This is a genomic window from Pseudomonas sp. Q12-87 (assembly GCF_001269755.1).
GTDB classification, from domain to species: domain Bacteria; phylum Pseudomonadota; class Gammaproteobacteria; order Pseudomonadales; family Pseudomonadaceae; genus Aquipseudomonas; species Aquipseudomonas fluorescens_S.
The window spans coordinates 123,249-146,481 of the sequence record NZ_LHVI01000008.1; the positions used below are offsets into that span (position 1 = coordinate 123,249).

19 protein-coding genes are annotated in these 23,233 nt (G+C 60.3%); 4 read left to right on the forward strand and 15 right to left on the reverse strand.

Annotated features, from left to right (window positions below):
* Nucleotides 1-107 precede the first annotated feature (107 nt).
* The 14 genes from AD663_RS04530 to AD663_RS04595 form a co-directional block, all read right to left on the reverse strand.
* Nucleotides 108-932 (reverse strand): SDR family oxidoreductase, encoded by an 825-nt coding sequence (locus AD663_RS04530; protein ID WP_053213341.1) that lies wholly within the window; start codon nt 930-932, stop codon nt 108-110.
* Nucleotides 933-968: 36 nt separating this feature from the next.
* Complete coding sequence (locus AD663_RS04535; RefSeq protein WP_003178267.1) at nt 969-1,433, reverse strand: hypothetical protein; 465 nt, start codon at nt 1,431-1,433, stop codon at nt 969-971.
* A 161-nt stretch (nt 1,434-1,594) separates the two neighbouring features.
* Nucleotides 1,595-3,046, reverse strand: a complete 1,452-nt coding sequence (locus tag AD663_RS04540; RefSeq protein ID WP_033045920.1) for a mannose-1-phosphate guanylyltransferase/mannose-6-phosphate isomerase — start codon at nt 3,044-3,046, stop codon at nt 1,595-1,597.
* A 217-nt stretch (nt 3,047-3,263) separates the two neighbouring features.
* On the reverse strand, nt 3,264-3,929 hold the full coding sequence (locus tag AD663_RS04545; protein WP_003178270.1) for an alginate O-acetyltransferase AlgF: 666 nt from the start codon (nt 3,927-3,929) through the stop codon (nt 3,264-3,266).
* A 14-nt stretch (nt 3,930-3,943) separates the two neighbouring features.
* Entirely contained in the window at nt 3,944-5,119 is a 1,176-nt protein-coding gene (locus AD663_RS04550; protein ID WP_053213342.1) for an alginate O-acetyltransferase, read from the reverse strand.
* A gap of 11 nt (nt 5,120-5,130) precedes the next feature.
* Complete coding sequence (locus AD663_RS04555; RefSeq protein WP_053213343.1) at nt 5,131-6,696, reverse strand: MBOAT family protein; 1,566 nt, start codon at nt 6,694-6,696, stop codon at nt 5,131-5,133.
* A 222-nt stretch (nt 6,697-6,918) separates the two neighbouring features.
* On the reverse strand, nt 6,919-8,043 hold the full coding sequence (locus tag AD663_RS04560; protein WP_053213357.1) for a mannuronate-specific alginate lyase: 1,125 nt from the start codon (nt 8,041-8,043) through the stop codon (nt 6,919-6,921).
* Nucleotides 8,044-8,066: 23 nt separating this feature from the next.
* Nucleotides 8,067-9,518, reverse strand: a complete 1,452-nt coding sequence (locus AD663_RS04565; RefSeq protein WP_003178290.1) for an alginate O-acetyltransferase — start codon at nt 9,516-9,518, stop codon at nt 8,067-8,069.
* A 12-nt stretch (nt 9,519-9,530) separates the two neighbouring features.
* A complete protein-coding gene (algG, locus tag AD663_RS04570; protein ID WP_053213344.1) occupies nt 9,531-11,120 on the reverse strand; it encodes a mannuronan 5-epimerase AlgG in 1,590 nt (529 codons plus the stop codon).
* A gap of 26 nt (nt 11,121-11,146) precedes the next feature.
* Nucleotides 11,147-12,631, reverse strand: coding sequence for an alginate export family protein (locus AD663_RS04575; RefSeq protein ID WP_033046404.1), 1,485 nt, complete (start codon nt 12,629-12,631; stop codon nt 11,147-11,149).
* 5 nt (nt 12,632-12,636) lie between these two features.
* Nucleotides 12,637-14,142 (reverse strand): alginate biosynthesis TPR repeat lipoprotein AlgK, encoded by a 1,506-nt coding sequence (algK, locus tag AD663_RS04580; protein WP_003178296.1) that lies wholly within the window; start codon nt 14,140-14,142, stop codon nt 12,637-12,639.
* 15 nt (nt 14,143-14,157) lie between these two features.
* On the reverse strand, nt 14,158-15,327 hold the full coding sequence (locus tag AD663_RS04585) for an alginate biosynthesis protein Alg44 (protein WP_053213345.1): 1,170 nt from the start codon (nt 15,325-15,327) through the stop codon (nt 14,158-14,160).
* Between the two features lie 35 nt (nt 15,328-15,362).
* On the reverse strand, nt 15,363-16,844 hold the full coding sequence (gene alg8 / locus AD663_RS04590) for a mannuronan synthase (protein ID WP_003178299.1): 1,482 nt from the start codon (nt 16,842-16,844) through the stop codon (nt 15,363-15,365).
* Between the two features lie 100 nt (nt 16,845-16,944).
* Nucleotides 16,945-18,261: a nucleotide sugar dehydrogenase gene (locus AD663_RS04595; RefSeq protein ID WP_003178301.1), complete on the reverse strand. Its 1,317-nt coding sequence runs from the start codon at nt 18,259-18,261 to the stop codon at nt 16,945-16,947.
* Nucleotides 18,262-18,732: 471 nt separating this feature from the next.
* Here AD663_RS04595 and AD663_RS28865 point away from each other — a divergent pair, with 471 nt between their 5' ends.
* The gene (locus AD663_RS28865) at nt 18,733-19,017 is read left to right on the forward strand and encodes a hypothetical protein (protein WP_152632670.1); all 285 of its coding nucleotides are present in this window, start codon (nt 18,733-18,735) and stop codon (nt 19,015-19,017) included.
* 53 nt (nt 19,018-19,070) lie between these two features.
* Here AD663_RS28865 and yaaA read toward each other — a convergent pair whose 3' ends face one another.
* Entirely contained in the window at nt 19,071-19,850 is a 780-nt protein-coding gene (gene yaaA, locus AD663_RS04600) for a peroxide stress protein YaaA (protein ID WP_003178303.1), read from the reverse strand.
* A gap of 268 nt (nt 19,851-20,118) precedes the next feature.
* Between yaaA and AD663_RS04605 the strand changes: the two genes are divergently transcribed.
* The 3 genes from AD663_RS04605 (at nt 20,119) to AD663_RS04610 (ending at nt 22,974) form a co-directional block, all read left to right on the forward strand.
* Nucleotides 20,119-21,243 (forward strand): polysaccharide deacetylase family protein, encoded by a 1,125-nt coding sequence (locus AD663_RS04605; RefSeq protein WP_003178306.1) that lies wholly within the window; start codon nt 20,119-20,121, stop codon nt 21,241-21,243.
* Nucleotides 21,244-21,247: 4 nt separating this feature from the next.
* On the forward strand, nt 21,248-21,493 hold the full coding sequence (locus AD663_RS28870) for a hypothetical protein (protein WP_157062703.1): 246 nt from the start codon (nt 21,248-21,250) through the stop codon (nt 21,491-21,493).
* Between the two features lie 86 nt (nt 21,494-21,579).
* Nucleotides 21,580-22,974: a PhoH family protein gene (locus AD663_RS04610; protein ID WP_003178308.1), complete on the forward strand. Its 1,395-nt coding sequence runs from the start codon at nt 21,580-21,582 to the stop codon at nt 22,972-22,974.
* Nucleotides 22,975-23,233 lie beyond the last annotated feature (259 nt).

Consider the following 23,233-nt stretch of genomic DNA (forward strand, 5'->3'; position numbering starts at 1 on the left):
CAAGCAAGCTCGCTCCCACATGGATTTCGGGTGGCTGCGAGATTTCAATTAGTGGCCAATTCCCCCGTGGCGAGGGAGCTTGCTCCCGCTGGGCGGCGAAGCCGTCCCTAAAGCGACCCACCCAACCCAAATCGCTTCATCAACCCTTTCTCCAGCAACCCCTTGGGCAGCAAGCCAGCCATCAACGGCAATGCCCGGCTGCCATTGCCCAGGCGCAGCAGGCGCGGCGGCCTGGGTTGTTGCGCGGCTTTGAGCAACCCGGCGGCAAATTCGCTGGCCGGGGTCGGGTTGTCCTGGGACGCCTTGGCCCGGGCGCGAATGCCGTCGCGCAGGGGCCACCAGGGCGATTGCTCGCTGATCAGCTGTTCGGCTTCATGGCCGGCGTTCTTGGCGAAGCTGGAGGCAATGGCGCCGGGCTGGACTTCCATCACCCGGATGCCGAACGGCGCCAGCTCCATGCGCAGGGCATCGCTCAGGGCATGCACCGCTGCCTTGGAAGCGCAGTAGGCGCCGGCGAACGGCGTGACCAGCACACCGGAAACGCTGCCGATATTCACCACCATTCCCTTGGCCCGGCGCAACACCGGGAACAGCGCGCGGGTCACCCCGACGACCGCGAACACATTGGTTTCGAACTGACGCTGCATCGCCGGTACGCCGCCGTCCAGCAGCGGCCCCATGGCACCGTAACCGGCGTTGTTGATCAACACATCGAGGCCACCGTGCTGTTGGTTGATCCGCTCGCTCAACTGCTCCAGGGCCGAGCCATCGTTGACGTCCAGTTGCTCGGCGTTGAAACCGGCGGCGCTGAGCTGCGCCACGTCTTCAGCCTTGCGTGCCGTCGCCCAAACTTGGTAGCCGGCGGCCTTGAAGGCATCGGCCAGGGCGCGGCCGATGCCGCTGGAACATCCGGTAATCAACGCAACGGGCATGGCGCATTCCTTATGCAAAAAGTCAGGAGAGGAAAATCAGTTGGAGAAAGTACCGTGCAATCGCTCGGCGCGAAACTCCAGTGTCTGCGGGCGATAGCCGGGACGCAGCGGCGGCAGGGGCAGGCAGTCTTGCCAGTTGGCGCCAGCCTGCAACGCGCCGGGGCCACGGTAGCGCGGAGCATCGTAGGGGTTGTCGGCCAGGTTGATGGTGTCGCCGGGCGCATAGGCTGCGATTCGCCAGCGCAATTCAGTCAGCGGCACGTCGTTGCCGTTGTTGAGATTCAGCGACAGCGGTCGGTCGGCGGGGCAGTGTTCGGGGGCATAGGTGATGCGCAGCTCCAGGCGATCCAGCTGCCGGTTTTCACGGTTCTCCTGCCAGAGCACCCAAGCGGCTACCAGTCCCAGCCCGACGAACGCCGCCAGGGACACCGGCAGTGCCTTGGCCGGATAGCGCAGCAACAGGATGAGCCAGGTGATGACCAGCAAAACGCCGATAAGCATGGTTGAAGCCTCCGATAGCATCGTCACATCCTACCGAAGGGAACGGGCAATGTTGAAGCGATGATGGGCCGGCGGCAAAGGCTCCATAAAAAAGCCCCCGGCCAACCGGCTGCGGATAGGGGACGCAGTCGGCTGGGCGAGGGCTTCTTGTTTGGCTGGTCTTACTGCGCGATGGTTTTCACCGATACGCCGCGTTCGACCGGGGTGGAGCGACCGTAGATGTCTTCGAAGCGTTCGATGTCGTCTTCGCCCAGGTAGCTGCCCGACTGGACTTCGATGATTTCCAGCGGGATCTTGCCTGGGTTGCGCAGACGGTGGACCGAGGCGATCGGGATGTAGGTCGACTGGTTCTCGCAGAGTAGGAACACGTTCTCGTCGCAGGTCACTTCAGCGGTGCCGCTGACCACGATCCAGTGCTCGGCACGGTGGTGGTGCATCTGCAGCGACAGGCACGCGCCTGGCTTGACCGAGATGTGCTTGACCTGGAAGCGGCCACCCATGTCCACCGAGTCATACGAGCCCCACGGACGATAGACTTCGCAGTGGTTCTGGGTCTCGGTACGGCCCTGGGCGTTGAGGGTGTTGACCATCTGCTTGACGCCTTGGACCTTGTCCTTGTGGGCGATCATCATGGCGTCCTTGGTTTCGACGACCACGATGTTTTCCAGGCCGATCACCGATACCAGCTTGCCGTTGCCATGGATCATGCAGTTGCGGCTGTCCTGGACCACCACGTCGCCCTTGGTGACGTTGCCGTTGGCGTCCTTTTCATTGACTTCCCACAGCGACGCCCAGCAACCGACATCGCTCCAGCCGGCGGACAGCGGCACCACGCAGGCGCGCTGGGTTTTTTCCATCACGGCGTAGTCGATGGAGTTGTCCGGGCAGCAAGCGAAAGTGGCTTCGTCGAAGGTGATGGTGTCGGCCGTTTGCTCACTGCGCTCCAGGGTCAGCAGGCAGGTGTCGTAGATGTCCGGGTCGTGCTTTTTCAGCTCTTCGAGGAAACGGCTGGCACGGAACAGGAACATGCCGCTGTTCCAGAAATAGCCGCCGGCCTCGACGAACTCGGTGGCGCGCTTGACGTCGGGTTTTTCGACGAAGTGCGAGACGCGGCTCACGCCTTCGGGCAGCAGCGCGTCGTTGGTCGACTTGATGTAGCCGTAGCCGGTTTCCGGTTTGGTCGCCGGTACGCCGAACAGCACCATTTCGCCGCGCTCGGCAGCCACGGTGGCCAGGGCCAGTGCGCGCTGTAGGGCTTTCTGATCGTCGATCACGTGGTCGGCCGGCAGCACCAGCATCAGCTCATCGCGGCCTTCGTTGACCAGCATCATCGCCGTCAGCGCCACGGCCGGTGCGGTGTTGCGCCCGAACGGTTCCATCAGGACGCGCTGGACTTCGAGCTTGCGATTGGCCAACTGCTCGTTGACGATGAAACGGTGGTCTTTGTTGCAGACCACGATCGGGGTGTCCATGCCTTCGAACACCAGGCGCTCGAGAGTCTGCTGGAACAGGGTGTGTTCACCGGTCAGGGCCAGGAACTGTTTAGGGAACTGCTTGCGCGAAAGCGGCCAAAGACGTGAGCCGCTACCACCTGACAAGATCACCGGAATCATGTGTGTTACTCCTTTGAAGCGAAATGGTTTTAGAGCTACTGCGTTCTGTCGTTTCACTCTCTTGTTGTTGTTTCGTACCCGACTGACACCCCGATTCAGGGTGGGAGCGGGCTTGCTCGCGAAAGCGGTGGTTCAGCCAACATCAATGTTGAATGTGAGACCGTATTCGCGAGCAAACCCGCTCCCACAGGGGTAATGCGTCAGTCGAGTGAATCTGTCAGCGGGTTGACACTGGACGCTTTACCCAGACCGGCGACAAGCTGCTTCCGGAGCCAGTGACGTACAGCACCGCTGCTTCACCGCGCTCAAGCGCGACAGGCTTGAGGTCGCCAACTTTCTTGTCGCCTTCGAACAGCGCCAGGCTCACTTTCACCGGGTTGATTTCACGCTCGCCACGGCCCTTGGCCGCCACGTTCGGTACCACTTCGGTCTTGCCGTCGGCGGTCTTGAGCGTCAGTGCCTTGTCGGTGAGGTTCTGTACGCGGACCAGGGACTTCTGCTTGTTCTTGAACGGCGGCTCTTCGATCAGTTGAGGCTGGCCGCTGGCGTTGTTGACCAGGGTGTAATAGTGATCGGGGGCCAGTTTTACCGGGACGGTCTGGCTGCCGACCTTGGCGCTGTAGTCACCGCCAGGCATGAAGCTGAAGTCGCTGCTGGCCAGGGGAGCCACGTCGTTGAGGTTGGTGCTGCCGACGGTGGCGCTGACTTCGGCGTTGCTGGCGTTGTAGATGCGCACGAAGCTCGAGCCTTTTGGCGCGACCGGGCCGTACAGGGCCGAGTCACCGGCGAAGGCGGACAGCGAGAGGGCGCTCATGCTGGCGACCAGGGCAACAGCCTTGAAGGAGCGAGCGGCGAGACGGCGAGGAGTAGTGTTGAAAGTCATGGTGGACCTCTCTTTCAGTTTTGCGCCCGGTCGGGCGTCTCGGATTGAGTGTTAGCGGCGACGTTCTGTTGATTTACGCCGGCTTGTTTGAGCTCTGCGACCCACTGCGGGTCCGCATCGCCGATATCGTTGTTCACGGGCAGGTAGCGCTCGGGGAATTCCCAGATCACCACTTGTGGCGGGCTGTTCTTGAAGGCATCGCTCTTGAGGTAGCTGAGCATCGGCAGAATCGGGCCATGGCCGTCTTCGGCGTAGTTCACCACGTCGCTGTGCAGGGCCTGCTTGAGTGCGCCGACGAAGTTCCAGTTCGGGTTGGCGCTGTAGCTGGTACCGATCAGGGCCACAGGCACCTGGGCGTCGGCGAACAGTGCGTCGTCGCCGGCCGGCTGGTCATCGGCTTCACGGGTGTTGCGCTTGACCAGTGGTTCCTGGGCAGGCATCAGGTTTTCAAACAACGGGTCCAGCGGCAGGAACTGGCGCAGGTCGCCCTTGTGGGTGATTTTTTCCGCAGGTTCGGTGACGAAGCGCTGTGGCGCACCGTTGAGTGGCGTTTTTTCTGCGATGGCCTTGGCCAGGTTCTCGGCGGCCACTTGCGCGCCTTCCGGGGTCCAGTGGGTGTCGGTGCGCAGGAACACTTGCTGGCCGCTTTGCTTGGCCTGTTGCAACGGGCCTAGCAAGTCGGGGGCAAGGATCTTGTCAGCTGCCACGCGGGCATGGAAATCCTGGTACAGGTTGGCGTGGATGCTGGATGGCTTCACTTCGCCCAAATGCTCTGGATACAGGCGCGCCTTGGCAGGCACGATCGCCATCACCAGGGTGATGCCTTGTTCCTTGAGCTTTTGGCGCACGCCTTCGACCAGGGCGTAGTTGCCTTGCAGGTTCAGCTCTTCGTTGACGATCGGGTTGAACTCTTCGTCGCTGTACAGCCATTGGTCGCGGCCCAGGACCACGCCTTTGCGGCCTTCATTGAACAGCTTGTAGTCCAGCGCAGCCCAGATGTTGGTGCCCAGGCGCTTGATCGGGAACTCGTCGTCGTAATGAGTTTCCACGGCCTTGGCCCAGCGTCCGTTGAGTACGGTCGCGTCGGGGTTGGTGCTGAAGCCGAAGAAACTGCGCATCGACCACAGGCCCAGTGCTGTCAGGATCAGCATGAACAGTGCGATGTAAAAGATGCGTAATGAGCGGGTCATGGTCAGATCCCTCAGAACTGGAAGTAAAGGAACGGCGAGAAGCTTTGCGCCGAAAGTTTGAGAATCGAAGCGATGAACAGCAGCAGTACGAGGGCGCGCATCACGTAGCGCGACCAATCCACAGTCCAGTAGGCCGGTTGCACCTGGGCTTCGACACCCACGGTGTAGCCCGGTTCGTGGATTGTGGCCGGGTTATCGCCCGGTACGGCTTTGATCAACCCCGGTTGTGCGGTGGCCGGGCCGTTGGCCTCGGTATTGACCTCAGGCTTGGTCTTGACCGGCGGACGGTTGGTGTAGAAGTCCCGCAGGCCGAAGAAGGCGAGGGTGATGTAGGCCACCACCAGCGTGGCGATCTGCAGGCCGGTGAGGTTGGCACGGGTCAGTTCCGACAACGACCAGTCGCCGAAGCTGAACATGGCGCCGTACATGCGACCGGCCACGTGCAGGTTCTCGGCCCGGAAAATCACCCAGCCCATCACCACCAGCAGGAAGGTCAACGCCCAGCGGATCGGGTTGATGCTGCGTGGCGTGGTGTTGATGCCCACCGCTTTTTCGATGGCCAGCCAGATACCGTGCCAGGCACCCCAGATGATGTAGGTGAAGTTCGCGCCGTGCCACAGACCACCGAGCAACATGGTCAGGAACAGGTTGCGATAGGTCATCAACGTGCCTTTGCGGTTACCGCCCAGGGTGATGTAGAGATAATCGCGCAGCCAAGTGGACAGGCTGATGTGCCAGCGGCGCCAGAACTCGGTGATCGACTGGCTGATGTAGGGCTGCTTGAAGTTTTCCATGAAACGGAAACCCATCATCAGGCCCAGGCCGATGGCCATGTCGCTGTAGCCGGAGAAGTCGAAGTACAGCTGTGCGGTGTAGGCCAGGGCGCCGAGCCAGGCATCTCCCGTGGTCGGGTTCTGCAGGGCGAAGCAATGGTCGGCCACCACCGCCAGGGTGTCGGCGATGAACACTTTCTTGATGAAGCCCTGCATGAAGCGGGTGCAGCCTTCGGAGAACTTGTCCAGGGTGTGGGTGCGGTTGTTGAACTGGTCGGCCAGGTCGCGGAAACGCAACACGGGGCCGGCGATCAGGTGCGGGAAAATGGCCACGAACGCTGCGAAGTCGATCAGGTTGCGGGTCGCCGGGGTGTCACCGCGATAGACGTCGATGATGTAGCTGATGGACTCGAAGATGTAGAACGAGATCCCGATCGGCAACAACACATGGGTCAGGATGAACGGCTCCAGGCCGAAACTGGTCATGATCGCGTTGAGGCTGTCGACGCCGAAGTTCGCGTACTTGAAGTAGCCCAGGATGCTCAGGTCCACTGCCACGCCGAGCAACAGCCAGCGTTGGGCCGGTTTGGTGCGCACGCCGGCGGCACCCACCTTCAGGCCGATCCAGTAGTTCCACAGCGTTACGCCGGCGAACAGCGCCAGGAAGTCCACCCGCCACCAGGCGTAGAACACGTAGCTGGCGATCAGCAGCAGCAGGTTGCGATAGCGTTGCCCGCTCAAGTAGTACAAGCCGAGAAAGATCGGCAAGAACAGAAACAGGAACACATTGGATGAAAATACCATCCCGATCTCTCCATGTTGAATCAACAGTCAAGGGCCAGAGCCCCCCCAAACCCCCCCGTGAAAACCGGGGGGCGTAACACAGTTCATTTCTGATACTGCCCCTGTGGGAGCGGACTTGCTCGCGAAGGCGGTGTATCAGTCGACATCATTGTTGAATGTCAGACCGAATTCGCGAGCAAGCCCGCTCCCACAAGGGTTCCCTGCCGAGCAGGGATAAGGGTGTCAGCTTCCTTTCTCACCTTTTTCCCGCGATGGGTCGTACACCCGGGTCAAGTCGCCGCCGAGGCGGAAGGTCTTGAACGGCTGCATTTCATGCTTGCGTTCCAACACATCCTCGGGGCAGGTGTAGAGGCTGCAGAACGGCTCGAGCCAGGCGAATTTGGAGTCGATCTTCAAATCCTTCATGTCCTGTTCGTCGCCGTTCTTCTTTTCGAAGATGTCCGGGTCTTTCACCCCGGCCAGCACCCGATCACCCAGGCGCTTGAGGGCACCGTTGTTTTCCTGGCGCAGGTCCACGCCGTTGACCTGGGCAAAACTGGCGATCATCGCCAGCGGCGGCAGGGCATAGTTGTGGTAGGACAGGGCCCGTTGCTTGCGCTTGAGTTCGTTGGGCAGGAAGCCATCGGCATCGATCTGGTTGACGCCGACCTTGTATTCCTTGACGGCCCAGTCGAACAGGTCGCGGCGGTTGGTTGCCACGGAAGTGGCCATCACCGACCAGGCGGCCCAGTAGGAGTGGTTGTTGGTCTTGTCCAGCGGCAGGTTGTCCCAGTCACTGACCACCTGATCGGCCATACGGCTGAACCAACCCTCGATCAGTTGGGTTTGTTGCGGGTAATTGGCCAATGGGTGGGAGTCTGAAAACTTCAGGCGCACATAAGCCGAAGCCATGCTGCCCAGGGCCCATTTGCGCATGGACTTGCCGGTGTGGTTGAAGTCCTTGGACATCAACGCATCGGCCTGGGCCCAAGTGGTCAGCCAGTTCAGGGTGCATTGCAATTGTTCGGGGCGACCGTCACGCATGAATTGCATCACCTGCTTGCTGACGCCGCGCTCGATCTTGGTGATGTCGGCGGTGCTGTCACGGAAGGCTTTTTCCGATTGCACGTTCAGCGTGGCGCGGGCCTTGTCGGAGCCCTCGTACTTGCTGCGAAATTGCAGCGAGCCGGTGTAGGGCGCCGGAACCGCATCGCAGCCTTGGGCAGGTTCGCCCACCTTGACCTTCTCGATCGGGGCGAAGTAACCCTGTGGCGGGCGCAGCGGGGCGGCGGCCTGGGTGGCCCCGGCGAACATCGCCAGGGTCAGCAGGGACGGTGCCAACAGATTTTTCAACGTTCGGGTGCGCATGGTTCTGGTCATGAGACGAGACCTCATTGTCCGATCTGAGCCGTGGTTTGCTCGGCTTGCGGAGATGCGTTGCGTTTGCAGACTTTCGCTTCTACCTGCAGTGGCGCTGCACCGGCGTCGGGACCCTGGACTTCGACAGCCAGCAGGTTTTGCGAGGCCCAATCGTCGTCGGTGCGCAGTTGGAAGGCGAAACGCCCATCGGTGTCGGAGGTATCCGGTTTTTCAATCTTGATATCCTCGTGGCGCCCATTCATGTACCAGAGGGTGGCTTGCAAGGTTTTCACCGACGTGTCGGCGAAGCGGATGTCGACCTGGTGGCTGCTGTTACGCAGATCCATGTTCTTGCTATTGACCATCAATTCGTTCTTGCCGGGCTTGAGCGCGGTCTTGCTGCTCATCACCGCCGGCTTGCCTTCGCAACCGTTGTTGTCCAGCAGCGCCATCATCTGGCGGTAGATGGTTTCCTGGTCCAGGCGGTACAGCGGCGAGAATTCCCAGATCAGGATTTTCGGCGGGTTCTTCTGGAACTCTTCGCTGCCCAGGTACTGGATCATCGCACCTTCGAAACCGCCGCCAGGGAAGGCAACGTTGAGGATGTCGGCGCCGATGGCCTCTTCCAGGAAACCGGCAAAGTTGTAGTTCTTGCCGCTGTGACTGGTACCCACGAGGGTGATCTGCGGGTTACCGGAATCACCGAACAGGTCGCCGTCACCGGCTTCGCCCTTGGGCTCGGTGGTGAACTGGTCCATGTACTGGATCGCGTAGCTGGTACCGCACAGTTGCCCGGCCATATTGTGCAAGGTGCCGGTCTTGCCCATGCGGCCGGACTTCTTGGTCTCGAACTCACGCTTGGGAATGTCGGCGAAGGCCGGCAGCTGCTTGACCTTTTCGGCAACGATCTTGGCGGTGCGCTGGGCGCCGTATGGCGTCCAGTGCTGGTCGCCACGGAAGTAGAAGTCGTGGGCCGGCAGGGTTTCAGGCTGGTTTTCGTTGGTCAGCGGCGACAGGTCCGGCACCACATAACCCATCTGGGCGAAACGACCCAACATGGATTTGTAGTTGGTCAGGGCTTTCTCGTAATCGAAAGCGGCCTTTTCCTGTGGGTTGAGCTTGTTGCGGTTCACCAGGCCACGGGTTGGCTGGTAGACCAGCACCAGCTCGACGCCTTTTGCCTTGAACGCATCATGCAGCTGTTGCAGACGCTTGTAGCCGGCCGGGGTGGTGTTGAACTCGGTACGCAGGTCTTCCTGGGTACGGAACAGCCAGTCGCCCTGGGCCTGCACCAGCGTGGTGAAGTTTTGCTGGTAGCGCGTGGTGTAGTTCTTTGCATCGTGAGCGGCAGGGCACAGGTTGCAGCACGGTTCGGCGGTGAAAGTCGGCGCCTGGGTTTCATCGGCGCGGGCGCCGCTTGCGGCAGCGAGAATGCCGGCAGTCAGGGCGGACAGGCCCAGAAATTTAATCATCTGTGGGTTCATAAAGGTCATTCCTCAGTCCCGCATTTCGGTCTGGCGTTCGACAGGGTCGATCAGCACGGCTTTCTGCTGGCGCACCAGCAGGTCGAGAATTTCATCCTGGCGTTCGCCAAGAATCCCCGTGAAGCTGATGCCGCTGGATTTGGTCGGCGCGAGCATGGACACGCGGTACAGCTCGACGCTCAACGGCGAGTCGATGGACAACGGACCGCTGCCATTGCCGGCCAGTTCGCCACCGACCACGATCAGCGACACTTCAGCGTCGAACGGGTCGAGCTTGATGTCCCGGTCGGTGTCCGACAGGTCCTTGATGTGGCCGTAGAGGCCGGTCAGGCCGTTGGCCATGGACAGGTTTTCGTAGAGGCGGATGTTCACGCTGTTACGAATCCGGATGCCGTGGCGCTGGTTGCTGATCACTTTGTTGCCCCACAACAGGTTGTCAGCACTCTCATAGAGGGTGATGCCGTCGGTGTGGTTCTTGTAGATCTCGTTGTAGGCGATCAGGTTGTTCACGCTGTTACGGTCGATCACCACGCCCGAGAGTTTGTTGTCGTAGCTGCGGTTGTTGATGATGAAACTGTCGTTGACCTCACGGGAAATAATGATCCCGTGCTTTTTCTTGGTCCCGTAGACGGTGTTGTCGGCGATGATCAGCCGATGCGAACGGTCGTGGGGGTCAATGCCATAGACGATGTTGTCTTTGTAGGTGTTGCTCTTGACCACGAAGTCGCGGGTTTCATAGCAGTAGAAGCCGTACCACATGTCCGAAAACTCGGAACCGATGATCCAACCGGTCGGTTCCGGGCGCTTGAGCACCTTGGCCATGTTCGGGGTGTACTGGGAAATACTCACCCCATACGACTTACTGTTGGAGTAGCCGAAGCTGGCCATCTTGGTGTTGACGATGTAGGTCTCGGTACCACCCCAGGCCAGCAGGAACGGACGGAATTCCTTGGGCGAACGGAACGTGGCGGGGCCATTGTCCTTTTCACGCCAGCCGGTGACCTTGGTGTCGCGGATGAACATGTGGCCATCGTTGACCAGGAACGAACCGCCCTCCTGGGACAGGCGCAGTTCCTGGGTCTGCTTGTCGATTTCGAGGATGCCTTTCTGGCCGACGACAATCGGAATCTTCGCCAGGTAGACACCTGGCGAAGTTTCGATGATGTACTTCGGCACTTTCTTGGCCAAGTCCTTGAGGTTCATGTAGCCGTCGTCAACGAAGATGGCCTGTGGGATGCCGTGCTGACGCACGACCCACTCGGCCATCTTGTTGTCGCCGCCGATGAAGTCCTTCAAGGCGTTTTCCTGCATCATCCGGCGCACGCTGATCTTGCCGGGCTTGCTGCGCACGATCTTGGCCGCGACCGCTTCGGCGGTATAGCCTTTGAGGTCGGGCAGGGTCGGCTTGGCCAGCTCCAGCGGTTCGGTCGGCGCGCTGCTGACGGTGTAGGTCTTGGCCCGTTGCAGTTCTTTGACCACGTTGCCCGGCTTGACCGCCGGTTCAACGTTGGCGAACGCCGGCGAGCCGGCCAGCAGCATGGCTGCGACCAACAGGCTGATCGAACCTTTCATCGCCTGGCTGTTCCTGAGGTAGCGGTTCATATCGGGCACTCCCATGGCCATTCGCATCAGAAGCGCCAGATCACGTCGACGAAGGCACGATGCATATACGAATCGACCTCTTTGCCGTAGGCGTCGCCTGGCTTGAACACGCCGCCACGAAAGCGCACCAGCGCCGACGGCTCATCAATTGATTGACTCAGCGCAGCCGGCAGCAGGCCTTGCTTGAAGTACTTGGTGACCACCAGGTCGACTTCCTGGCCCAGGTCCTTGTCGCCGTCACGCAGCGGCAGGGTCGAGGTGGAGAGGATCGCGCCGGTCACGTCGTCGGTGTTGTTCTCCACGGCGTTGATGCCGTTGCTGCCCACCGGCTTGTTGCCGTCCACGCGCCAGAACTTGTGGTACACCAGGCTGGCGTCGTACTCGTCACGCAACTGCCAGGAACCGAACAGGCTGGCGCTCTGGGTGTTGGCCATTTCGCCACGGAAGGCTTCGCCGAAACGGTGGACGCGCGAGCGGGTGCCGGTGAAGTTCGAACGGTTGCTTTGCAGGCCGTTCTGTTCGTAGTCCTCGCTGGCCCGGGCATAAGCCGCACCGACCTGCCATTGCGGGTCGAGGCGCAGGCGAATACCCAGGTCGGTGGCCCAGCCGTCCACGTCATCGCTGTGCTTGGCTTGCGCGGGGCGCGTGCCGTCGGCGTTGAGCGGGTTGACGGTGTCACGGTCGCCGGTCATGCCGGTCAGGCTGGCCCAGTAGTTGATGGTGTTGGTGTTGCGCCAGTTGTAGGCGTCGCTGTTGGCTTCCAGGCCCAGCCAGGTCAAGTCACCGTTCTGGGTCTTGTCCAGGGTGTCGGTGGGCTCGCCCGGGGTCGGGTAGTCGAGGCTGCCGTTGTCATGGGTGTGGTGGGCACGGATACCGGCCCACTGGCCTGGCATCCACTGGTAGCTCACATCACCGTAGACGTGCAGGCGATCCTTGTCCTTGGGGGACAATTCCTTGAGGTCGGTGCGGTATTCGCTGAACCGCTCGGCGACGCCGAGGTTGGCCCGCAACAGGGTGGTGTCGAAGATCCAGTTCAGGGCTTCGATATTGGTGTCGCGCCATTGGCCGTCGTCGTTGCGCAGGCGCTGGCGGCCGAACTTCAACTGCTCGCCCGGGTAGGGGGTCAGGCCGCGATAGCCAATCCAGAATTCGCGCATGGCCAGGTAGCTTTTCTTGGCTTCGCGGTCGCCACTGTCGGTTTGCTGGTTGGCGCCATCGGACTGTTGCAGGGTATCGGTCTCGATAATGTCGGAGGACGTCACGGCCTGGGCCATGGCGTAGGCGCTCCAGGCACCGCTTTCACCGTAGACCCATGGGCGCAGGTCCAGGCCGATACCGTTGACGTCGCCACCGCTCTGGGTGCCGAGGTCACGGTCGTCTTCGGACTGGCCGGTGATTTTCACTTCCAGGCCAAAGTTCTTGGTGTCCGTCAGGGCCGCCAGGGTCGGGCAGGACCACAGCAGGGCGCACGTCAGGCCAATACCGGCCTGTACAAAAGGATTGAGCTTCAAAAGCTTCATAGAGGTTCCTCGCCGTCATCTTCTTTTAGGGCTTGCAGTTCCAGCGTATCGGGGCTCATGGCGCCGCGAATGGCCTGCTCTTGTTGTAGCAGGCGTTTCGCTTGTGCAAGTTGTTCCGGCGGTAATTGTGCTTCGAGGGTCTGGGCAAGCTCGATCGCCTGCGGGGTGTTTTGCACCTTGGCCAACTGGCTGAAAACGTAGGCGTTGACCGGGTTGGGCTTGGTGCCCTTGCCTTGGGAAAAGAGCTGGGCGATAGCGAAATCGGCGCTGTTCTGGCCGTTGCGGGCGGCCTTGAGCAGATGGTCCAGGGCTTTTTGCGAGTACACCTGGCCCAGGTAGCCGCGGCGATAGATCTGGCCGAGGTAGTAGTCGGCGGCCACTTCGCGGCCAACGGCTTTCTGGAAATGCTCCTCGGCAGCCTTGGCGTCGGCTGGCACCCACTTGCCCTCGTAGTAAAGCTTGCCCAGCAACAGTTCGGCGCGCGGCTGGTCGGCGGCGCGGCCGTTGTCCAGGTATTGCATCATCTTGTCGACGTCACCCAATTCAGGGAAGTCGTAGAGCAGTTGCGCCAGGCTGACCCAGGCGGCGGGGTAGCCAGGGGCGATGCCTTCGAGCAACGACTGGGCGGTCTTCTCGTCCGTCTTGCCCAGGCTGGCATCGGCCAGTACGCGAGCGACGCTGTCCACGCGCTGTGCGGACACGACGCCACGGCTGTGACCGGCCTGCATTTGCTGGATCAACTGGGCCTGCTGGTCCGCCTGGCCGCGTTTCTGATAGACCGTGGCCAGTTCGACGTAGCAGATGTCAGTCGTGGCCAACGCGGCCTTGCAGACCTTCTCGACTTCGTCCAGATGCTGGTCATAGGTGCCCTGGGTGCGATAGAGCAGAATCTGCGCCAGGCCCGCTTCCGGGTAACCGGCGCTGCGCCATTGGTTGATCTGCTGCTGGGCGTTGACGTTCGGGAAACTGTGGGGGTATTGCAGGTACAGCATCGCCAGTGGGATGAGCGTGTTGCCTTCACCGTTGGCGAAGGCTTTCTTCAACAGGCCTTCGGCTTCGTGTTTTTCAGCTTCGGTGGAGCCGGGCTTGGCCACCAGCAGGCGACCCAGGCGGGCCTGGGCCCGTGGCGAGATATCGGCCGCGGCGCGATAAGTTGCCTCGGCTTTTTTCATCTGCTCGGGATCGCGGCTGTCCACCTGGATATCGGCCAGGCCGACCTGGGCTTCGCTGTAGCCCAGGTCTGCCAGTTGCTGATAGTTCTGCTGCGCCAGCGCCGTGTCGCCACGCTTGAGCGCTTCGTTGGCCAGGCGCTGGTCAGGCAAGCCTGCGCAGCCGCCAAGGCCGATAGCCAGCGCCAGTGCGCACAGTGCATGTCCCGTGTGGGAGCGGGCTTGCTCGCGAAGCAGGCGCTGCGTTGCCACGGTGAGACCGCGTTGATCCTTTCGCGAGCAAGCCCGCTCCCACAGGAGCTGTGGGGTGGTCAGGATTTTTGTAATGGTCACGGGCATATCCTCGACTTAACGACCGACGGCCATGGCTTTGTCCATCAGCCAGTTCAGGCTTGGACCACGGTCGCTGTGGACTTCGACCGGACGGCCGGCCAGCGAGCTGTCCAGGGGTTCGTCAGGCTTGATCAGCACGCGGATATCGGAGGACAGGTCTTCGCTTTTCAGGCTGGTGCTGCTGACGATCTTGCCGGTACGGGTGGTGTCTTCGCCGGCGACCTGGAAGCTCACCGCAGTGCCTGGACGCACGTCGCCGAACTGGCGATAGGAGAAGCGCGCTTCGACGTTGGCTTCGGTGCCGCGTGGAACCAGTGTGAAGATCACGTCGCCCTTGCTGGCGTACTGACCGTTGGATACCAGCTGTTGGGACACGATGCAGTCGCATGGAGACGTCAGGGTGCCGGTCATTTGCTTGCCGAACAGTTCTTCAACCTTGGCCGGCTGCAATTGGTTGTCGTCCAGATGACCCTTGAGCACGTCGAGCATGCTGGTGCTGAAGGTCGCCAGCGGGGCGCCCTTGGCGGCAACGCCGTCAGCCTTGACCAGGCTTTGCACGGTGCCGTCACGTGGCATGGTGATGGACATGCCTTGGACGTTCACCAGGCCGGCCTGGGCATGGCTGACGAAGTACATGCCGTACACCGACTTGAAGATGAAACCGAACGCGGCCAGGCCGACGAGGAAGATCGCCAGGCTGAAGGTCACGGCCCGCAGGCGACCCAGGACGGTCATGCCGCCGTTCTGGTCCTTTTGCTTGCGCGCCTTGGTGAAGTTGTCGCGCTGCAGGGTCGCCAGCACATCGCCGACGCCGACGATATCGCCGGCCAGGTGCGAGGTGATGATGTGGCGCAGTGTCGAGATGTCCCGCGGCTCCAGGTTCTGGAACTGGCAACCGGTGCGGCCGGTCTCGCGGTCGTAGGAGCGGATCTGCAGCTCCACATCCATGGCCAGGCCAAGGTTGTCGATGACGAACTGCAGGCGGGCCTTGTAGGTTTCACCGATTCTCAGCGGCGTCTGGCCGGCGTTGAAGCACAGCCCGCCCGCGGACAGGTCCAGGACCTTGACTTCCATGGGTGTACGGTCTGGGCCGAAGAAACGCAGCTTGGCCGGGATTTTTACCCGGGCGTGCTGGCGCTGGGCTTCTGATTCATGCACTACGTTGACATTCACGGCGGTGTTCATAGGGGCGATTTCCTAGTTAATTCATGCAAGTCCGGTCAGACCATCGTCAGCAGCACGGCGACAAAAATGCTGCCGGCGGAGAAGGTCATGGTCCGAGACGACCAAGTGTTGAACCAACGTTGAAAGCTGGCGAGATCACGGGTCAGGTGGGTGGGCTGGCGAGTCCAGGACTGTTGGTCGAGGCGGAAGAACACGTAGATCTTCACCAGCGCGCCGACGATCTGGTTGTAATAGAGAATCGCCGGGTAGGCAGGGCCGATCCGGTGACCGGAGCACGACAGCAGCAAGGTCAGGATCAACCGTGTGATGCCGATCCACAGCAGGTACACCAGGATGAACGCGGTGCCGTACTTGAAGCTGGCGATCAAGGCCACGGTCAGGCCCAGCAGCGAAGTCCACATCGATACACGCTGGTCGAACAGCACCACCGAGGTGAACAGGCCCAGACGTCGCAAGCCCAGGCCCAAGGCCCGGGAGTTTTGCCGCAGGTTGTTGCCGTACCAGCGGAACATCAGCTTGCGACTGGCCTTGATGAAGCTCTTTTCCGGCGGGTGCTCGACCGTGTTGATCGCTGCATCAGGCACGTAGAAAGTGTCGTAGCCCAGGCGCATCAGGCTGAACCAGCTCGATTTGTCGTCACCGGTGAGGAACTTGAAGCGGCCCAGGCGCCAGTGTTGCAGCGAGTCGCTTTCCACGTCGGCGATGAAGTCCGGGTTCGTCACCACGGTGGCGCGGAACACCGACATACGCCCGGTCATGGTCAGCACGCGCTTGGACAGGGCCATGGAGCACATGTTGATGTGACGCTGGGCGAAACGCAGTTTGTGCCATTCGCTCATGATGTAGCCGCCACGCACTTCGCAGAACTCGTTGGTGGTCAAGCCGCCGACGTTGCCGAACAGCTGGAACCACGGCACGGTCTTGCGCACGACGCCTTCGGCGAGCACGGTGTCGCCGTCGATCACTGCAACCACTGCACGGTCGTCCGGCAGATGGCGGGAGATGGCGCGGAAACCGAAGGCCAGGCCGTCACGTTTGCCGGTGCCGGGGATGCGCACGAAATCCAGCTTGACGTGCGCTGGCGGGTTCATGCGGGCCCAGAGGCTCTTGACCAACAGTTCGTCGGACATTTCCACGATGGAGCAGACCACGGTGGTGGGCAGCCCGCAGTCGATGGCTTCGCGGATCACCGAGCTGTACACCTGGGCGGTGGTCAGCGCGTCGATCCGAAAGCTGGTGACCATCAGGTACACATGGGACGGGTCTGCCGCGCTGCCCAGCTTGCGTACCTTGCGGCGCAGGTGCGGGTAGACGATGTACAGGAAGATCATGCCGCGCACGAAATGCGTTGCTCCCATGGAGTAACGCCAAATGCCCACGGCACCGATCAGGAAGATGAAGTCCTTGGATTCGGAGTCGAACGTGGACGTGGGCAGCGCCGTGGCGATGCCCATCAATAAACTCAAGTAAAACAGCCAACCGGCGGCCTGAAGCAGGCCGTGCTTTAGCCTGTGCATAATCTGCATCCGTCTCTATCTCGGGCGGGCCTTGTGGGCGGCCCGATGGGTTAAGGCAGGCGAAAGGCCGGCCAGGGCAAGCCCTGGCCGGCAAACAGACTTACCAGCAGATGCCTTCGGTCCGGCCACTCGGGTTGGTGGCCTTGGACATGAAACCGACCAGGTCGATGACTTGCTTGCCTTCCGGTACGTTCTCGGTCAGCGCGCGGAACTTCTCGTCGCGGTTGCCCAGGATGATGATGTCGGCGTTGTCGACCACTGCGTCGAAATCGGAGTTGAGCAAGGACGAGACGTGAGGAATCTTCGACTCGATGTAATCCTTGTTCGCACCGTGGACACGGGCGTATTCGACGTTGCTGTCGTAGATGCGCAGGTCGTAACCCTTGCCGATCAGCATTTCCGCCAGTTCTACCAGCGGGCTTTCACGCAGGTCGTCGGTACCGGCCTTGAAGCTCAGGCCCAGCAGGGCGACTTTGCGCTTGTCGTGGCTGGAAACGATGTCGAAGGCGTTCTGTACCTGGGACTCGTTACTGCGCATCAGCGAGTTGAGCAGTGGAGCTTCCACGTCCAGGGAACCGGCGCGGTAGGTCAGGGCGCGAACGTCCTTGGGCAGGCACGAGCCGCCGAAGGCGAAGCCTGGGCGCATGTAGTACTGGGACAGGTTCAGGGTCTTGTCCTGGCAGACCACATCCATCACTTCACGGCCATCGACGCCGACGGCCTTGGCGATGTTGCCGATCTCGTTGGCGAAGGTCACCTTGGTGGCGTGCCATACGTTGCAGGTGTACTTGATCATCTCGGCGACGGCGATGTCCTTGCGGATGATCGGTGCGTCGAGCTCTTCGTACAGCGATTGCAGAACGTCGCCAGAGGCTGTGTCGAACTCGCCGATGACGGTCATCGGAGGTTGATCGTAGTCTTTGATCGCGGTGCTTTCGCGCAGGAACTCAGGGTTGACCGCGACGCCGAAATCAACGCCAGCCTTCTTGCCGGAGCAGTCTTCTAGGATCGGGATGACCACATTGGCAACGGTGCCCGGCAATACGGTGCTGCGAACCACGATGGTGTGGCGGGTGGTCTTGTCGCGCAGGACAAAACCGATCTCGCGGCATACCGCTTCGATGTAGTTCAGTTCCAGGTCGCCGTTCTTTTTGCTGGGAGTACCCACGCAAATCATCGACAGATCAGTATCACGAATCGCTTCGGCGAAGTTGGTGGTTCCGCGCAGTCGGCCTGTTTGAATACCTTGCGCCAGCAACTCGCCAAGACCCGGTTCAACGATCGGCGACTTACCCGCGTTGATCATGTCGATTTTGTCTTTGGCGACATCCACGCCAACTACATCATGGCCCCGTGCAGACAGGCAACCGGCACATACTGCACCGACGTAACCCAAACCAAATATGCTAATGCGCATCGCATTTACCTCTGTTTTTCACGCCATTAAATGGCCGGAGTTAATAGTGTCCAGCGGTCATAGTGCACTCGGAAATGTGGAATGCAGGCGCCACAAGTCCGTGTGCAGGCATACTAAGTTCCGAGTGTCCAAATAATTGCACTCAAGTTGTGCGCAAAATGGCCTAGTTGTTATGACCTGCCCTGTTATGCAGCCAGTCCTCGTTGTCGGGAACGTTCGTGCAAAGGTCGTTCACCTCTGATCCCTGGCAAAAAGCCCACAAAATCAGAAGCTTGTGTGCTCAGGAGAGCACGTTATAGGGGCGCAGCCTTGGCCTTGTAGGGGATAGTAATGGTGCGTTATCTCCCATCCTTTAAGGGTGGATCCAATAAGACGACCGTTTCGCTAAGTTGCCATGACAACTTGGTTACTTCGTTCGACGTCCTCTGTAAGTTATCTCTTACACGTACGGCGAGAATCGTTACGGGTGGTATGAGCCGTGCAATTTCACATAGTTCCGATCCGCTCATCGCGATTTTCGAAATTTTTCGAAATATTATCGAAGATGGCACTGCTCGCAATATGATGGCACTCGCCGTTTCGCCCTTTATGAATAGGGAGTTAGAGGGGGTGGATATACTTTTGCCACTACGGAAGAAAAAAATCGGTGCCACTACGCAAAAAACTGACGAGTGTCGAGTGAAAGAAAAGTTAGCAGGGGAGTGGGTCGATTTATTGGCGCCATGGAACTGGCGAAAGAGGAAGGAATTAAAATGACAAGTCGCCGATTGATCGAGGCCCCCAATCAGGGGGCGTTATAAGGTTATGCTTTATTCAGGGGCGTGGTCGCGCAGGAATACGAATTTGTCCGGGCTCGACTGTTGGGCGTTGAAGCGGTAGCCCTGTATGTCGAATTGCTTGAGTTGTGCAGGATCATTGATGCGTTCCTGAATCACGAAGCGACTCATCAGACCCCGGGCTTTCTTGGCATAAAAACTGATGATCTTGTGCTGGCCGTTCTTCAGGTCCCTGAATTCGGTATCGATGACGCGCGCTTTAAGTGCGCTGCGCTTGACTGCCGAGAAATATTCATTGGAAGCCAGGTTCAACAGCATGTCATCGCCCTGGTCGGCCAGGGCTTCGTTCAGCCATTCGCTGATCCGGGTGCCCCAGAACGCATAGAGGTCCTTGCCGCGGGCGTTGGCCAGCTTCGTGCCCATTTCCAGGCGATAGGGCTGCATCAAATCCAGCGGGCGCAGCAAGCCGTAAAGACCCGACAGCATGCGCAGATGCTGCTGGGCGTAATCGAAGTCGGCTTCGCCAAAGCTTTGCGCGTCCAGGCCGGTATACACGTCACCTTTGAAAGCCAGCAGCGCCTGCTTGGCGTTCGCGGGGGTAAAGGCTGGCGTCCAGCTGCCGAACCGCGCGGCATTGAGGCCGCCGATCTTGTCGGAGACGTGCATCAGTTCGCTGATTTGCGCCGGCGAAAGTTCACGCAGCTGTTCGATCAGCTCCTGGGAGTGATCTAGGTACTGCGGCTGGGTAAAACGCTCGGTGGCCGGCGGTGTTTCGTAGTCGAGGGTCTTGGCGGGGGAAATCACCATCAGCATGCAATCGTCTCCTTCAAAGGTGCGGCGATTCTAGGGGGTTGTCCGGGTGGACTCCAGCTATTGGGGTGATAGGTGATGGGTGGTGAGTAATGGTGGGGGCTTTCGTGGCGAGGGAGCTTGCTCCCGCTCGAGCGCGAAGCGGTCGCCAGCTATCTTGGGGCTGCTTCGCAACCCAGCGGGAGCAAGCTCCCTCGCCACGCAAGCTGCAAAATGAGTTCGCCAGGATCAGCTATGATGCCGCGCAAGTTTCGTTATGGAGACATCCCTTTTGCGCATTGCCCTAATGTTATCGGCTTGGCTGTTGAGCCTCGCAGCCATGGCCGCGCCCAACGACGTCGCGACCCTGGACCGCAGCACCTGGCCGGAGCAATTGAGCAATCCGACCCTGTTCGATGTGGCCTCGCGGGCCGAAATCCTGATGTTCGCCCGGGTCCTGCTGGACACCGACGCCATGGATGAAATTGCGCTCAAGCAGTACCTGGGGCTGCGCACGGTCAATATGCCCGCAGTCGAGGCGTTGCGTGCGCGGTTGTGGCAGCGGTTGCTTGCCAATTACAACTTCGCCCAGCAGAGCTGCGACCAGGACGCTTCCTTCTGTTACCTGGTCGAGAACATGGCGACCCTGCGTGAAGAAGCGCGCCGGTTTCACCTCGATGAAGACTCCTACTACTTCAAGTGGGCCGGGCCAAGCCAGATCTTCCATACCCAATACCGGGACGAATTGTTGCGCAAAGCCGCGCTTTTTCCCCAGACCAGCAGCGAAATCGAACGTTTCGGCGATTACGAACGCAACGGCGCGGACATGCACGACCGACTGTTCCTGCTCACGTTTGACAGCGGTGCCAACGTTGCGCCGGATAACACCCCGTGGCTGACCGAATATCTGCGCAAGTCGAACATGAACGGCACGTTCTTCGTGCTGGGCAAGGACATCCAGGCACGGCTGGCGGAGCGCTCTGTCAACAGCTTGCAGGCGCTCTACTCGGGACAATGCGTGGGTGTGCAGGGGTGGGAGTTCCGTTCCCACAGCCACTGGCAGGACTGGCAGGACTCGGTGCGGCGCAGTGTCGAGATGGTCAAGGGCAAGCTGCCTGAGAACTACGTACCGCTGTTCCGTCCGCCCCAAGGCCAGCGTCGTGGCGACGCCGAATCGTTCTTCAGGCAACAAGGCTTGCAAGTGGCGCTATGGGACATCGATCCACAGGACGGAAACGGTCGGCTCAAGCCCGAGCAGAGCGCCCAGCGCACGCTGACGCTGATGCTGCTGTGGCGTCACGGGGTGATCAACTTCAATGCCAAGCAGGATGGGGTGAAAACGGCGATGCCCTGGCTCATCACGCAGACGGCGCAAAGCGGGATCGGATGGGCGGACTGCCAGGAAGCGTTTCGCTGAAGCCATGAAAGGCCCGGAAACATTGGGGGGAGCGGAAATTTCGGCGCACATTCATGACAACCGGACTTCCGACTTTAACGGTGCGGTGGCGGTACGCCAAGGGTTATTCGTCACTCTGAAAAATAAACTTCAAAAAAGCGTCAAAGTGCTTTTTCCTGTCATGGGTTTTGGAGTATCAAGAAGCCAGACCGCCGAAACCTGCAACACAGGTGGCGTCTTCCAAGACCCAGGTTGTGTGCAGTTCACCTGAATCCTCGCGGGTGAATTCGGTGGCTACTTCGAGGCGCAGCACTGTCACGGTATTGCGTCGAATGGCCCCCACATAGGTGACCGAGTATGGATGACCACGGACGTAGCCCTTCCTCCAACCAGCCAATCCTCTATGTACTCGATACCAACGTATTGATCCACGATCCAAACGCGCTCCTGAACTTCGAAGAACACCACGTTGCCATCCCGATGACTGTCCTTGAGGAACTCGACAAACTCAAGAGCGGCCACCACAGCGTTGCGGCCGAATGCCGGCAGGCGATCCGCCTGATCGACAAGACCCTCGGCGATGCCTCCCCGGAAGACGTTGAGCTCGGCGTGCCGATCCAGCGCGGCAAAAGCGGCCCCAAGGGTCTGCTCTCGATCTTGATGAGCAAGCGCACCGAACCCAACCTGGTGCTGCCTGAACACTTGAACGACAACATCATCATCAACCAGTTGATCGACCTGCACGCGCGCAACAAGGACCAAGCCGTGGTGCTGGTGACCAAAGACATCAACATGCGCCTCAAGGCCCGCGCCTGCGGGATCGCGGCGGAGGACTACAGCACCGACCAGTTGGTCGACGACGTCTCGCTGCTGCCCAACGGCTACCACAACATGACCGGCTCCTTCTGGGACCGTGTAAGCAAGGTCGAAACCCGCCAGGACCACGGCCGTACCTGGCACCAGGTGCAACTGATCGACAACCTGCCGGCGGTGCACATCAACGAATTCATCATCGACGAACAAGGATTCGTCGGCTGGATCAAGGAAATCCATGTCGACAAACTGCTGATACTCGACCTGCATCAAGAGCCCCTGCTGCACCAGGAGGCCTGGGGCCTTAAGCCGCGTGACATCTATCAGAGCCTGGCCCTGTTCGCCTTGCTCGACCCGGACATTCACCTGGTCAACCTGTCCGGCGCCGCCGGTTCCGGCAAGACCATCCTGGCCCTGGCCGCCGCCATTGAGCAGACCATGGTCAGCAAACGCTACCGGCGCATTATCGCCACCCGCAGCGTGCAGGGCCTCGACCAGGAAATCGGTTTCCTGCCCGGCACCGAAGCGGAGAAAATGGAGCCTTGGCTGGGCGCCATCACCGACAACCTCGAAGCCTTGCACATGGATGACGAAAGCACCCATGGCAGCGTTGACTACATCCTCAGCAAAGTGCCGTTGCAGTTCAAATCCCTCAACTACATCCGGGGGCGCAGCTTCCAGCAGAGCCTGATCCTGATCGACGAATGCCAGAACCTGACCCCTCACCAGATGAAAACCATCATCACCCGTGCCGGTGCCGGTTCCAAAGTGGTGTGCCTGGGTAACCTGGCGCAGATCGATACCCCTTACCTGTCCGCGACCAGCTCCGGGCTGACCTACCTGACCGAACGTTTCAAGGACTTCCCCAACGGGGTGCACATCACCCTGCAGGGCGTGCCGCGCTCGATCCTTGCCGAATACGCTGAATCGCACCTGTAACTCCAGCCAAACCGGGCGACTTCAGCGTCGCCCGGTTTTTTTGCGCCCGATAAGCAGGCTCTGTGGGAGCGGGCTTGCTCGCGAAGGCGGTGTAACAGCTATAAATAGGCTGTCTGACACTCCGCTTTCGCGAGCAAGCCCGCTCCCACAAGGGTTCTGCAATGATTGGATAGATGCGGACCGCCACCGGTGCGACAATCAGTCCTGCCGGAATCTGACCCACAGGTTTACAATCGACGCTCCCGATCAGGAGTAACCC

Coding starts and splice junctions, on each gene's coding strand:
- AD663_RS04530 (WP_053213341.1), bottom strand. CDS start 932: ATGCCCGTTGCGTTGATTACCGGATGTTCCAGCGGCATCGGCCGCGCC.
- AD663_RS04535 (WP_003178267.1), bottom strand. CDS start 1,433: ATGCTTATCGGCGTTTTGCTGGTCATCACCTGGCTCATCCTGTTGCTG.
- AD663_RS04540 (WP_033045920.1), bottom strand. CDS start 3,046: ATGATTCCGGTGATCTTGTCAGGTGGTAGCGGCTCACGTCTTTGGCCG.
- AD663_RS04545 (WP_003178270.1), bottom strand. CDS start 3,929: ATGACTTTCAACACTACTCCTCGCCGTCTCGCCGCTCGCTCCTTCAAG.
- AD663_RS04550 (WP_053213342.1), bottom strand. CDS start 5,119: ATGACCCGCTCATTACGCATCTTTTACATCGCACTGTTCATGCTGATC.
- AD663_RS04555 (WP_053213343.1), bottom strand. CDS start 6,696: ATGGTATTTTCATCCAATGTGTTCCTGTTTCTGTTCTTGCCGATCTTT.
- AD663_RS04560 (WP_053213357.1), bottom strand. CDS start 8,043: ATGCGCACCCGAACGTTGAAAAATCTGTTGGCACCGTCCCTGCTGACC.
- AD663_RS04565 (WP_003178290.1), bottom strand. CDS start 9,518: ATGAACCCACAGATGATTAAATTTCTGGGCCTGTCCGCCCTGACTGCC.
- algG (WP_053213344.1), bottom strand. CDS start 11,120: ATGAACCGCTACCTCAGGAACAGCCAGGCGATGAAAGGTTCGATCAGC.
- AD663_RS04585 (WP_053213345.1), bottom strand. CDS start 15,327: ATGAACACCGCCGTGAATGTCAACGTAGTGCATGAATCAGAAGCCCAG.
- alg8 (WP_003178299.1), bottom strand. CDS start 16,844: ATGCACAGGCTAAAGCACGGCCTGCTTCAGGCCGCCGGTTGGCTGTTT.
- AD663_RS04595 (WP_003178301.1), bottom strand. CDS start 18,261: ATGCGCATTAGCATATTTGGTTTGGGTTACGTCGGTGCAGTATGTGCC.
- AD663_RS28865 (WP_152632670.1), top strand. CDS start 18,733: ATGAGCCGTGCAATTTCACATAGTTCCGATCCGCTCATCGCGATTTTC.
- yaaA (WP_003178303.1), bottom strand. CDS start 19,850: ATGCTGATGGTGATTTCCCCCGCCAAGACCCTCGACTACGAAACACCG.
- AD663_RS28870 (WP_157062703.1), top strand. CDS start 21,248: ATGAAAGGCCCGGAAACATTGGGGGGAGCGGAAATTTCGGCGCACATT.
- AD663_RS04610 (WP_003178308.1), top strand. CDS start 21,580: ATGGATGACCACGGACGTAGCCCTTCCTCCAACCAGCCAATCCTCTAT.